The organism is Mycobacterium sp. (assembly GCF_039583805.1).
GTDB lineage: Bacteria > Actinomycetota > Actinomycetes > Mycobacteriales > Mycobacteriaceae > Mycobacterium.
The window spans coordinates 15,271-25,646 of sequence record NZ_JAVKSH010000045.1; the positions used below are offsets into that span (position 1 = coordinate 15,271).

Annotated in this window: 10 protein-coding genes and 1 pseudogene; 5 read left to right on the forward strand and 6 right to left on the reverse strand. The window is 68.6% G+C overall.

The features are described from left to right. A pseudogene (locus ABDW21_RS08150) lies at positions 1–112 on the reverse strand (SAM-dependent methyltransferase); the annotation flags it as partial. 223 nt (positions 113–335) lie between these two features. Between ABDW21_RS08150 and secY the strand changes: the two are divergent. From secY to map, 3 genes are read left to right on the forward strand one after another with little or no spacing between them, the layout of a single operon-like run. Next, positions 336–1,661, forward strand: coding sequence for a preprotein translocase subunit SecY (gene secY / locus ABDW21_RS08155; protein WP_343602420.1), 1,326 nt, complete (start codon positions 336–338; stop codon positions 1,659–1,661). Further along, positions 1,658–2,203: an adenylate kinase gene (locus ABDW21_RS08160; protein WP_343710289.1), complete on the forward strand. Its 546-nt coding sequence runs from the start codon at positions 1,658–1,660 to the stop codon at positions 2,201–2,203. The genes secY and ABDW21_RS08160 overlap by 4 nt, the downstream gene beginning before the upstream one ends. Before the next feature lie 2 nt (positions 2,204–2,205). Then, positions 2,206–3,012 (forward strand): type I methionyl aminopeptidase, encoded by an 807-nt coding sequence (gene map, locus ABDW21_RS08165; protein ID WP_343602417.1) that lies wholly within the window; start codon positions 2,206–2,208, stop codon positions 3,010–3,012. 87 nt (positions 3,013–3,099) lie between these two features. Here the strand turns inward: map and ABDW21_RS08170 are convergent, their stop codons facing one another. Next, positions 3,100–4,506, reverse strand: a complete 1,407-nt coding sequence (locus tag ABDW21_RS08170) for a PE-PPE domain-containing protein (RefSeq protein ID WP_343710290.1) — start codon at positions 4,504–4,506, stop codon at positions 3,100–3,102. 240 nt (positions 4,507–4,746) lie between these two features. On the opposite strand from ABDW21_RS08170, the gene ABDW21_RS08175 reads away from it, so the two are divergent. After that, positions 4,747–5,250, forward strand: coding sequence for a MarR family transcriptional regulator (locus ABDW21_RS08175; protein WP_343602414.1), 504 nt, complete (start codon positions 4,747–4,749; stop codon positions 5,248–5,250). Between the two features lie 18 nt (positions 5,251–5,268). On the opposite strand, the gene mmsB is transcribed toward ABDW21_RS08175, so the two are convergent. From mmsB to ABDW21_RS08195, 4 genes are all read right to left on the reverse strand, one after another. Then, positions 5,269–6,144 (reverse strand): 3-hydroxyisobutyrate dehydrogenase, encoded by an 876-nt coding sequence (mmsB, locus tag ABDW21_RS08180; protein ID WP_343710291.1) that lies wholly within the window; start codon positions 6,142–6,144, stop codon positions 5,269–5,271. A gap of 12 nt (positions 6,145–6,156) precedes the next feature. Then, the gene (locus ABDW21_RS08185; protein ID WP_343602411.1) at positions 6,157–7,335 is read right to left on the reverse strand and encodes an acyl-CoA dehydrogenase family protein; all 1,179 of its coding nucleotides are present in this window, start codon (positions 7,333–7,335) and stop codon (positions 6,157–6,159) included. Between the two features lie 8 nt (positions 7,336–7,343). Next, positions 7,344–8,864: a CoA-acylating methylmalonate-semialdehyde dehydrogenase gene (locus ABDW21_RS08190; protein ID WP_343602410.1), complete on the reverse strand. Its 1,521-nt coding sequence runs from the start codon at positions 8,862–8,864 to the stop codon at positions 7,344–7,346. A 76-nt stretch (positions 8,865–8,940) separates the two neighbouring features. Then, positions 8,941–9,360: a group III truncated hemoglobin gene (locus ABDW21_RS08195; RefSeq protein WP_343602422.1), complete on the reverse strand. Its 420-nt coding sequence runs from the start codon at positions 9,358–9,360 to the stop codon at positions 8,941–8,943. Positions 9,361–9,612: 252 nt separating this feature from the next. On the opposite strand from ABDW21_RS08195, the gene ABDW21_RS08200 reads away from it, so the two are divergent. Then, on the forward strand, positions 9,613–10,376 hold a 764-nt coding region (locus ABDW21_RS08200), incomplete at its 3' end, for a cbb3-type cytochrome c oxidase subunit I (RefSeq protein ID WP_343710292.1).

Genomic DNA, 10,376 nt, shown 5'->3' on the forward strand with positions numbered 1-10,376 from the left:
CGATCAGCGGCTCGGAGTCCCGGCTGGCCAGCGCCCGGGCGGCGGCGACCATCGTCGCGGTCGCCCCCACGCTCGATGCCAGGTCCCAGCTGTCGCTGTCGCGTCGCGCCATGCCCGGCCCCTCCGAGGTCGTGATAGTTAGCCTGCGTAATGAGCTAGCGGAAACTGTACGCCTGGCTGCGGGCGGCCGCTGCCTGCGCTGTTAGTCTCGTAGTCTGTCTGACGCGCGCCCGGACACGCCCCGGCCTGCGGGTGCTGCGTGACGCAGGATTGACCGACGCTGGCCAGGCCAGCCATCATGCCGCGACCGACGCCCGGCTTGCGCAGGAGGAAGAGTGCTTTCGGCTTTCATCTCATCGATGCGAACAGTCGACCTCAGACGCAAGATCCTGTTCACCCTGGGCGTCATCGTCCTCTACCGCGTCGGTGCCACGATCCCGTCACCGGGTGTGAACTACCCGAACCTGCAGAAGTGCATCGCGCAGGTCAGCGGCGGGGAAGCGGCCCAGATCTACTCGCTGATCAACCTGTTCTCCGGCGGCGCGCTGCTGCAGCTGAGCGTGTTCGCGGTCGGGGTGATGCCCTACATCACCGCCAGCATCATCGTGCAGCTGCTCACCGTGGTCATTCCCCGGTTCGAGGAGTTACGCAAAGAGGGTCAAGCAGGCCAGGCGAAAATGACCCAGTACACCCGTTACCTGGCGGTCGCGCTGGCCATCCTGCAAGCCACCAGCATCGTGGCGCTGGCCGCCAACGGCGGGCTGCTGCAGGGCTGCAGCCTGGACATCATCGCCGACCAGAGCATCTTCACACTGGTCGTGATCGTGCTGGTGATGACGTCCGGGGCGGCGCTGGTGATGTGGATGGGCGAGCTGGTCACCGAGCGCGGCATCGGCAACGGCATGTCGCTGCTGATCTTCGCCGGCATCGCCGCGCGCATCCCGGGTGAAGGCAAATCAATCCTGGACAGCCGCGGCGGGGTGACGTTCACGCTGGTCTGCGCGGCAGCGCTGGTCATCGTCATCGGCGTGGTCTTCGTCGAGCAGGGCCAGCGCCGGATCCCGGTGCAGTACGCCAAGCGCATGGTGGGGCGGCGGATGTACGGCGGCACGTCGACGTATCTGCCGCTCAAAGTCAACCAGGCCGGCGTCATCCCGGTCATCTTCGCGTCGTCGCTGATCTACATCCCGCATCTGATCACCCAGCTGATTCGCAGCGGCACCGGCGGGGTGGGCAACACCTGGTGGGACAAATTCGTCGGCAACTACCTGTCGAACCCGGCCGACCCGGTCTACATCGGCCTCTATTTCGGGTTGATCATCTTCTTCACGTACTTCTACGTGTCGATCACCTTCAACCCCGACGAACGCGCCGACGAGATGAAGAAGTTCGGCGGATTCATCCCCGGGATCCGGCCGGGCCGGCCGACCGCGGACTATCTGCGTTTCGTGCTGAGCCGCATCACCCTGCCCGGCTCGATCTACCTCGGCGTCATCGCGGTGCTGCCTAACCTGTTCCTCCAGATCGGCAACACCGGGACTGTGCAGAACCTGCCGTTCGGCGGCACCGCGGTGCTGATCGCGATCGGCGTCGGCCTGGACACCGTCAAACAGATCGAAAGCCAGCTGATGCAGCGCAACTACGAAGGGTTCCTGAAGTGAGAGTGGTTCTGCTGGGGCCGCCCGGCGCGGGCAAGGGGACGCAGGCCAACAAGCTGGCCGAGAAACTCGGCGTCCCGCAGATCTCGACGGGCGACCTGTTCCGGCACAACATCCGCGCCGGCACCAAGCTGGGCCTGCAGGCCAAGCGCTACCTCGACGCCGGTGACCTGGTGCCCTCGGAGTTGACCAATGCGCTCGTCGACGAGCGCCTGGACCAGCCGGATGCGGCGGCGGGTTTCATCCTGGACGGCTACCCGCGCTCGCTCGAGCAGGCCCGGGCGCTGCACGACATGCTGGAACGCCGCGGCCGGAAACTGGATGCGGTGCTGGAGTTCCGGGTGTCGGAGCAGGTGCTGCTCGAGCGGCTCGAAAGCCGCGGCCGGGCCGACGACACCGCGGAGATCATCCATAACCGGATGAACGTCTACCGCGACGAGACCGCGCCCCTGCTGGAGTACTACCACGACACGGTGAAGACGGTGGATGCCGTCGGCGCTGTCGACGAAGTGTTCGCCCGCGCACTGCAGGCCCTGGGCCAGTAACCGTGATCGCCCTGGCGGGGCTGCGCGGTCGCAAGGTGGTGCCGCAGCGCAGCGCCGGCGAGCTGGACGCGATGGTCGCGGCGGGCGCGGTTGTCGCCGCGGCACTGCGCGCGGTGCGTGACGCCGCAGCCCCCGGGACGTCGACGCGGAGGCTGGACGAGATCGCCGAATCGGTGATCCGCGAGGCCGGCGCGACGCCGTCGTTCCTGGGCTACCACGGTTACCCGGCGTCGATCTGCAGTTCGGTCAACGACCGGGTGGTGCACGGCATCCCGTCGGCCGCCGAGATCCTGGCGCCCGGCGACCTGGTGTCCGTCGACTGCGGCGCCGTCCTCGACGGCTGGCACGGCGACGCCGCGATCACGTTCGGCGTCGGGCCGCTCAGCCCGGCCGACGACGCGCTGTCACGGGCCACCAGGGAGTCGATGGAGGCCGGGATCGCGGCGATGAGGCCCGGCAATCGGCTGACCGACGTCTCGCACGCGATCGAAACCGGCACGCGCGCCGCCCGGGCTCGCTACGGCCGCGCTTTCGGAATCGTCGAGGGGTACGGCGGTCACGGCATCGGCCGGCAGATGCACATGGAGCCGTTCCTGCCCAACGAGGGGGCCCCGGGCCGTGGTCCGCTGCTCGCCGCGGGCTCGGTGCTGGCCATCGAGCCGATGCTGACGCTGGGCTCCGGCAAAACTGTGGTGCTCGACGACGAGTGGACGGTCGCCACCGCCGACGGCTCCCGCGCGGCGCACTGGGAACACACCGTCGCGGTGACCGAGAACGGGCCGCGGATCCTGACGGCGGGCTCGGGCTGACCGCGCGCAGGGCAGCGGCCGGGTCCCGGCGCTGTCACGCCGCCGATCGCCGCAGCGGAGGCTCGGCGGCCGGTGGTGCCGGCGCGGTCACAGCCCCGCAGCGATCAGCGCGAACGGCAGTAGGCCGAAGTCGACGGCGATCGGAATGCCGACAGCGTCAGCCAGGTTGTGGTCGGCAAGTTCGGTCACGAACACCTGGTAGTCGATCTCGGGAAACGTGATCAACAACGCGGTGGCAACGTCCAGGGCCGGGATGCCCGTGTGGGGCGGGAAGGTGTCGACAAGATCTCCCAGTGTCGTGGGCACGGGAGACAGGATCGAGAACGTGCTGCCGGGCAGCACCGGCGCCTCCCTGATCAGCTCGTCGACCCAGGTCGGCAACGAAAACGCGTAGGTGCCCGGGTTCATCAGATCGTCGAGTGCGGCGGACACCCCGTCACCCAGGCCGGCGATCAGGGCCTGCGGGACCTGCTCGAGGACGCTGGCGCCGGGCAGGAACCCCAACGTGGTGGGCACGTCGGCGTCCCCTTGGCTCCAGCCTTCGGTGATGTCGCCGTAGCCGAGGTTCACCAGCACCGAAAGGTCCGGCTGCAGCAGGTCGACGATCGGTTTGCCGATGACCGGAATCAGCAGCAACGGGTCCAGCAGCGGCAAGGTGCTGACCGGGATCATGTAGTAGTTGGTGAGGGTGTCGGCCGCCGACGTGGGCAGCGCGATCGCGTCCTGGATCTCGCTGGGCGTGAGGCCCAGGTAGGTGCTGTGCTCGAAGGCGACGCCCAACACGGCGTTGAGGTCCGACAGCGGGTCGATCGGGTACTGGGGGAAGTCGGCGAAGCCGTCGTATTCGTGCGTGTACACGTCGGTCGGATACAGGTCCGACGACTCGGCACCGCTGAACGTCAGACCCAGGCTGGGGATGGTCGGCTGGGTGCCCGCGGGTAAGTCGAAACGCTCGAGAATACCCCCGTCGGGGGCACTTGGGTCACCGACCAGCACGACGTGCACATCGTCGCTGGGCACGCCCTGGCTTTCCAGCTGGGGCATCAACAGCGACCCGATCACCGAGCTCTGGGAGTAGCCGAAGACGACGACGGGGTTGGCGGCATCGACGTGCCCGCCGGCGAGCTGCTGCAGGATCGCGCTGTCGACGGTCTGCTGTCCCTGCGCCTCGGACGCGTCGAGGGTCTCGCCGAAGGGGCCCAGGAAGGGGTACAGCCCTTCGGGTGTGGTCACGATGTGGGTCGTGCCGGTGAAGCCGCCCGGCGCCAGATACAGCTTGTCGACGAAGTCCGCGTAGGTCGCGCTGGGAGTCGGCAGAGCGGTGGCGCCCATGATCAGCGCCTCGCCGTCGCCGAGCGGGGAATCCGCGGCGTCGCCGCCGGTGAGCCGCACCGCGTGGAAGTGCAGCTCGTGCTGCGCTGGAGCCGGCGGGTGCAGAGCGACCAGGCCGGCGCCGAGGATGAGGACCCCGGCGGCGGCGTGCGGGCGCAACATCGAAACGTCCCCCCGTCGTCGACTGCGTGGACCGACGTACAAACCGGTGTCTGACACTACAGAACGGCGGCACCACGGGTACCGCCGTTCCCGTCGGCACACCGTCGACGACAGACGGGTGGGCCGGCTCCTGGGGCGCCCGCGACGCGGTGCAACGCGAACACCGCGGTCGTGAAGGTCGACGGGCCGAACCCGCCACGCGTTCGACGTGCGGCCGGACGAGTGCGGTAAGAACAAGGCGTGGCCGCCTCGACATCCGACGATGACCCGATCGCTTTGGCGCGGGCCAACTGGGAGCGCGCCGGGTGGGGAGATGTCGCGGAGGGCATGGTCGCGGTGACCTCGGTGATGCGGGCCCATCAGATCCTGCTCGCCCGCGTCGAATCCGCGCTGCGCCCTTACGATCTGAGCTTTTCCCGGTTCGAGCTGCTGCGTCTGCTGGCATTCAGCCGCACCGGGGCGCTGCCGATCACCAAGGCGTCCGACCGGCTGCAGGTGCACGTCACCAGCGTCACGCACGCGATCCGCCGGCTGGAGGCCGACGGGCTGGTGCTCCGCGTGCCGCACCCCACCGACGGGCGCACCACCCTGGTGCAGATCACCGAGCTGGGCCGCTCCACGGTCGAGGACGCCACCGTGACGCTCAACGAGCAAGTGTTCGCCGACATCGGGATGTCCGGGCGGGACTCGCGGGCGCTGGTGGCGGCAATCCAGACCCTGCGGCGCGGCGCCGGTGACTTCTGACCAGGCGGCGGCGGATGTTCAGTCGCCGCGCAGCAGGGTGATCACCGCGCTGAAATCCAGGGCGCCGTGGCTGGCGGCGAAGCCGGCGTAGATCTGCGCGGCGTGGCTGCCCAGCGGCGCCGTCGCACCCGTCGAGGCGACGGCATCCATCGCCAGGCCGAGGTCCTTGTTCATCAACGCGGTGGCGAAGCCGGGCGCGAAGTCGTTGTTGGCCGGCGATGTCGGCACCGGCCCCGGCACCGGGCAGTTGGTGTGCAGCGCCCAGCAGTTGCCGGTCGAGCCGGTGATGACGTCGAACAGCGACTGCGCTTCCAGGCCCAGCTTTTCGGCCAGCACGAACGCCTCGCCGATGGCGATCTGCTGCACAGCCAGCACCATGTTGTTGCAGATCTTGGCCGCCTGGCCCGCGCCCGCGTCGCCGCAGTGAATGATCTTGCGCGCCATGGGGTTCAGCACCGGACGTGCCCGCTCCAGCACCGCCGCGTCACCACCGACCATGAAGGCCAGCGTGCCGGCGGCGGCACCGGCCACCCCGCCCGAGACGGGCGCATCCAGCTGGGCCACGCCGTGTTTCTCGGCCAACGCGTGGGCGTCGCGGGCGTCGTCGACGGAGATCGTGGAGCTGTCGACGAACAGCGCTCCCGGACCTGCCACGGGCAGGATTTCGGCGTAGCAGCCTTTGACGGCGTCCCCGTTGGGCAGCATGGTGACGACGAACTCGGCGTCGGCCACCGCGGCGGCAGCGCTGTCGAACACGGTGACGCCCCGGTCGGCGGCGGCCGCGGCGGCCGCGGGCACCGGGTCGAAACCCCGCACGGTGTGTTCGGCCGCAACGAGATTCGCCGACATCGGCCCGCCCATATGGCCCAGTCCCAGGAACGCGACAGTCGACAAGCCCGGCCCTTTCTACGCCCCGGTGCGGGCCCGTGCCGCCTCGGCCCGGCCGATGACCACCCGCATGATTTCGTTGGTGCCCTCCAGGATGCGGTGCACCCGCAGGTCGCGGACGATCTTCTCCACACCGTACTCGCGCAGGTAACCGTAGCCGCCATGCAACTGCAGGGCCTTGTCCGCCACCTCGAAACACTCGTCGGTGACATACCGCTTGGCCATCGCACACAGCTCGACCTTGTCGTCGGCGGCGCTGTCGAGCGCGCTGGCCGCGCGCCACAACAACATTCGAGACGTTTCCAGCGCGGTGGCCATGTCGGCCAGGGTGAAGCGGATGGTCGGCTCGTCGATCAGGGCAGCGCCGAACGCCTGGCGGTCGCGGAGATAGCACGCGGCTTTGTCGAATGCGGCCTGCGCGCCGCCCAGGGAGCAGGCCGCGATGTTGAGCCGGCCTCCGTTGAGGCCGTTCATCGCGATGGAGAACCCGGCGCCCTCGCCGTCCGCGCCGCCCAGCATCGCGTCGGCGGGCACCCGCACACCCTCAAGGATCACTTGCGCCGTGGGTTGCGCACGCCAACCCATCTTCTCTTCGTGGGCGCCGAAACTCAGACCCGCGGAACCTTTTTCGACGATGAACGCCGAGATGCCGCGCGGACCCTCATCCCCGGTGCGGGCCATCACCAGGTAGACGTCCGACGCGCCTGCCCCGGAGATGAACTGCTTGACGCCGTCGATCACGTAGTCCGCGTTCGGTGCGGAGCCTTGCCGCACCGCGCGGGTGCGCAGCGCCGCGGCGTCCGAACCGGCGCCGGGCTCGGTCAGGCAATAGCTGGCGACGACGTCCATGGTGGCCAGCCGCGGCACCCACGACTTGCGCTGCTCGGCGGCGCCGAAGCTGTCGATCATCCACGCGCACATGTTGTGGATGGACAGGAACGCGGCGGTGGTCGGGTCGGCGGTGGCCAACTGCTCGAAGATCCGCACTCCGTCGAGCCGGCGCAGGCCGCTGCCGCCGACGTCCTCTCGGCAGTAGATCGCCGCCATACCCAGTTCGGCGGACTCGCGCAGCACATCGACCGGGAAGTGGTCGCTGGCATCCCAGTCCAGCGCGTGCGGGGCGAGGCATTTCCCGGCGAACGCGGCGGCCGTCTCGGTGATCACCCGTTCGTCGTCGTTGAGGCCGAAAAACTGCATGAAACAGCCTATTTCATGGTCGGGATGACGAACTCGGCGCCGTCCTTGATGCCGGACGGCCAGCGCGAGGTGACTGTCTTGACCTTGGTGTAGAACTGGATCGACGCCGGGCCGTGCTGGTTGAGGTCGCCGAAGCCGGAACGCTTCCAGCCGCCGAAGGTGTGGTAGGCCACCGGGACCGGAATCGGCACGTTGACGCCGACCATTCCGACCTGCACCCGGGAGACGAAGTCGCGCGCGGTGTCGCCGTCGCGGGTGAAGATCGCCACGCCGTTGCCGTACTCGTGTTCGGTGGGTAGCCGCAGCGCCTCTTCATAGTCGTGTGCCCGCACCAGGCACAGCACCGGGCCGAAGATCTCGTCGGTGTAGATCGACATCTCTGGCGTGACGCGGTCGAACAGTGTCGGCCCGATGAAAAACCCGCCCTGCAGGTTGGATTCACCGAACGCCAGGTCGTCGCTGGCTCGATCGCGGCCGTCGACGACGAGTTCGGCTCCCGCGGCGACGCCCTGGGCGATGTAGTCGCGCACGCGCGCCAATGCGGCCCCGGTGACCAGCGGTCCGTAGTCGGCCTTGGGGTCGCAGCTGTGGCCCACCCGTAGGTTGTTGACCCGCTCAACCAGTCGGTCGCGCAGCCGGTCCGCCGTCTGCTCGCCGACGGGAACCGCGACGCTGATGGCCATGCAGCGCTCGCCGGCGCTGCCGTATCCCGCACCGATCAGCGCATCCACGGCCTGATCCAGGTCGGCGTCGGGCATCACGATCATGTGGTTCTTGGCGCCGCCGAAGCACTGGGCGCGCTTGCCGGTGGCGGCCGCGGTCGCATAGATGTACTGCGCAGTGTCCGAGCTGCCCACGAAGCCGACGGCGGCGATGTCGGGGTGGTGCAGGATCGCGTCGACGGCTTCCTTGTCGCCGTGCACGACCTGGAACACGCCGGGCGGCAGGCCCGCCTCGACGAACAGCTCGGCCAGCCGCACCGGCACCGACGGATCCCGTTCAGAAGGCTTGAGGATAAACGCGTTTCCGCACGCGAGTGCCGGACCGGCCTTCCACAGCGGGATCATCGCCGGGAAGTTGAACGGGGTGATGCCGGCGACCACCCCCAGCGGCTGGCGCAGCGAATACACGTCGATGCCCGGGCCTGCGCCTTCGCTGTACTCGCCCTTGAGCAGGTGCGGGATCCCGATGCAGAACTCGATCACCTCGATGCCGCGCTGGATGTCGCCCTGGGAGTCGGCCAGCGTCTTGCCGTGCTCGAGGGACAGCAACTCGGCCAGCTCGTTCATGTGTTGGTTGACCAACTCGACGAAGCGCATCAGCACCCGCGCCCGGCGCTGCGGGTTCCACGCCGCCCAGTCCTGCTGCGCTTGCTTGGCGGACGCGACCGCGGCGCCGACCTCGGCGGTGCCGGCCATCGGCACCAGGGCCTGCACCCGGCCGGTGCTGGGGTTGAAGACCTCGGCGGTGCGACCGGACAGCCCGGCGGTGCGTCGGCCGTCGAGGAAGTGCGGGATCTGTGCGGTCATGACAACCCTCGGGGACGCGGAACAACAGGATACTTGCATATCCTAGTAACGGTGTGCCGGCCGCGCAAGCACGCGGCTATCCCGTGCGGCGGGCGACCCGGACGTCGAGCTCCCCGGTGTCGGCGCCGGTCAGCCGGCGGTGCATGGCCCACGCGATGCGGCCGGCCTGGATTTTCGCGTGCTCGGCGACCGGACCCCGATACATCTCGTCGACCGTGGTGGTCCACATGGTCAGCCACCGCAGGAAGTGGTTGTCTGAGAGCGGAACGCGGGCATGGACAGGTCGGTGAGCATCGAGCGCGCTGCCCCGGTAGAGCCCGGCGCGGAACAGCACCGTCTCCCAGAAGTCACACATCCTCGGGATGTGCGAGTCGAGTCCGCGGGCCCGGACGTCGGCGAACGGCTCCGCCAGCACGTCGTCGACAAGCACCTGGCCGTAGAAGCGCCGCAGCAGCGCTTCGACGTCGGAACGGTCGGACAGGTCCGTGGGCGGCAGCTGCCCCGGAGGCTGTGCCGTCGGTGCGGTGGCGACGCCTCGGTCGATGTGCTCGTCCACCCGGCAACCTCCCGTCAGCCCTGCCGCAGAGCTAGTTTAATGGATATTAATTGTTTATATTAGCCGGAGACCGCGAGCCGCAGACCCGCAGTTGACGGTCGCACACCTGCACGGCCCAGGCGCAGGGTCTTCTGGCGGCCGTCGCGGGGACCTTGGGCCTCTCGCGGCCCGGCTCACGGAGAGGACGAGCCTGTGACATCCCAAGCAACCCTCTTGACCGCACTCGAACCGCAGCGGCCGTTTCCGGCTCGCCGGGGGCCGATTGGCTCCCGGCTCTACTCACTGGTCACCACCACCGATCACAAGGTGATCGGTGTCATGTACGTGGTCACCTGCTTCGTCTTCTTCTTCATCGGCGGCCTGCTGGCGCTGCTGATGCGCGCCGAACTCGCCGCTCCCGGTTTGCAGTTCCTGTCCAACGAGCAGTACAACCAGCTGTTCACCATGCACGGCACGATCATGCTGCTGTTCTATGCCACCCCGGTCGTGTTCGGGTTCGCCAACCTGGTGCTGCCGCTGCAGATCGGCGCCCCCGACGTCGCGTTCCCGCGGCTGAACGCCCTCTCCTACTGGCTGTTCCTGTTCGGCGGGTTGATCACGATCTCGGGGTTTGTCACGCCCAGCGGTGCCGCCGATTTCGGCTGGACGGCCTACACGCCGCTGTCCAGCGCCGTGCACAGCCCCGGCGCGGGCGGGGATCTGTGGGTCATGGGTTTGATCGTCGGTGGTCTGGGCACCATCCTGGGCGCGGTCAACATGATCACCACGGTGGTGTGCCTGCGCGCGCCCGGCATGACGATGTTCCGGGTGCCGATCTTCACCTGGACCATCCTGATCACGTCGATCATGGTGTTGATGGTGTTCCCGCTGCTGACCGCAGCGTTGTTCGGGTTGGCGGCCGACCGGCACCTGGGCGCCCACGTCTACGACCCGGCCAACGGCGGGCCGATCCTGTG